Origin of the sequence: Massilia sp. MS-15 (assembly GCF_020176695.1) — a bacterium.
In the GTDB taxonomy this organism is placed as follows: domain Bacteria; phylum Pseudomonadota; class Gammaproteobacteria; order Burkholderiales; family Burkholderiaceae_D; genus Telluria; species Telluria hydrophila.
Genome location: NZ_JAIWIA010000065.1, coordinates 1 through 1,548, shown reverse-complemented (window position 1 = coordinate 1,548; position 1,548 = coordinate 1). Strand labels below are relative to the sequence as shown.

The following is a 1,548-nucleotide window of genomic DNA, read 5'->3' as shown; positions in this document are numbered from 1 at the left end:
TCTACAAATCACTGGCTATTTGCCAAAGGGTGGGCTCGGCATCCAGCTGCTCGAACCCGAGGTGACCCTCGGGTTGAAGTGAGCGGTTGGCTCAGAAGGGATAATACAAGGGTGGGCCGGTCCTCCCGCCCACGCGGCGATCGCTTGCGGCGAGATCATCCGGTACGAAAGCAGTGCCGCTACCGATCACCGCGTGGGCAGAATCTGCCCACCCTACGAAAAAAGCCGCAGGCCCGGCGGGCGCTGCGGCGTTGACGGCTCAGGCAGGTAGCGCTGCTTACGCGACCTTCTTCTCGTCGAAGAACTGCTCGTCCTCGGTCGAGCCGTGCAGGGCCGTGGTCGAGCTCTGGTTTTGCTGGATGGTCTGGGTGACGGCGTCGAAGTAGCCGGTGCCGACTTCGCGCTGGTGCTTGACCGCGGTGAAACCCTTCTCGGCCGCGGCGAATTCGGCTTCCTGCAGTTCCACGAAGGCCGACATGCCACGGCGCGCATAGCCATGCGCCAGGTTGAACATGCCGTAGTTCAAGGCGTGGAAGCCGGCCAGGGTGATGAACTGGAACTTGTAGCCCATCGCGCCCAGCTCCTTCTGGAACTTGGCGATGGTGGCGTCGTCCAGGTTCTTTTTCCAGTTGAACGAGGGCGAGCAGTTATAGGCCAGCATCTTGCCCGGGAATTTCGCATGGATGGCTTCGGAGAACTGCTTGGCGAAGTTCAGGTCCGGCTTGCCGGTCTCGCACCACACGAGGTCGGCGAACGGCGCGTAGGCCAGGCCGCGCGAAATGGCCTGCTCGATGCCCGGTTTCACCTTGAAGAAGCCCTCGACGGTGCGCTCGCCAGTGCAGAAGGGCTTGTCGTTGTCGTCCACGTCCGAGGTGAGCAGGTCGGCCGCCTCGGCATCGGTGCGGGCGATGACCAGGGTCGGGGTGCCCATCACGTCGGCCGCCAGGCGCGCGGCGTTGAGTTTTTCGACGGCTTCGCGGGTCGGCACCAGCACCTTGCCGCCCATGTGGCCGCATTTCTTGACCGAGGCCAGCTGGTCTTCGAAGTGCACGCCGGCGGCGCCGGCATCGATCATGGCCTTCATCAGCTCGAAGGCGTTGAGCACGCCGCCGAAGCCGGCTTCGGCATCGGCCACGATCGGGGCGAAGTAGTCGATGTCGTCCTTGCCTTCCGACCACTGGATCTGGTCGGCGCGCTGGAAGGTGTTGTTAATGCGGCGCACCACCTGCGGCACCGAGTTGGCCGGATACAGCGACTGGTCGGGATACATCTCGCCGGCCACGTTGGCGTCGCCCGCCACCTGCCAGCCCGACAGGTAGATGGCCTTCAGGCCGGCCTTGACCTGCTGCATGGCCTGGTTGCCGGTCAACGCGCCCAGCGCGTTCACATAAGGCTCGTTGTTGACCAGGTCCCACAGCTTCTCGGCGCCGCGCTTGGCCAGCGTGTGCTCGATCTGGACCGATCCGCGCAGGCGCACCACGTCGGCCGCCGTGTAGTTGCGCGTCACATCTTTCCAGCGCGGATTGGTGTCCCAGTCTTGCTGCAGTT

At 64.3% G+C, this 1,548-nt stretch carries 1 protein-coding gene; it reads right to left on the bottom strand.

The features are described 5' to 3' along the window. Nucleotides 1-277 precede the first annotated feature (277 nt). Entirely contained in the window at nt 278-1,546 is a 1,269-nt protein-coding gene (gene aceA, locus LCI23_RS19540; protein WP_224948121.1) for an isocitrate lyase, read from the bottom strand. Nucleotides 1,547-1,548: the final 2 nt, after the last annotated feature.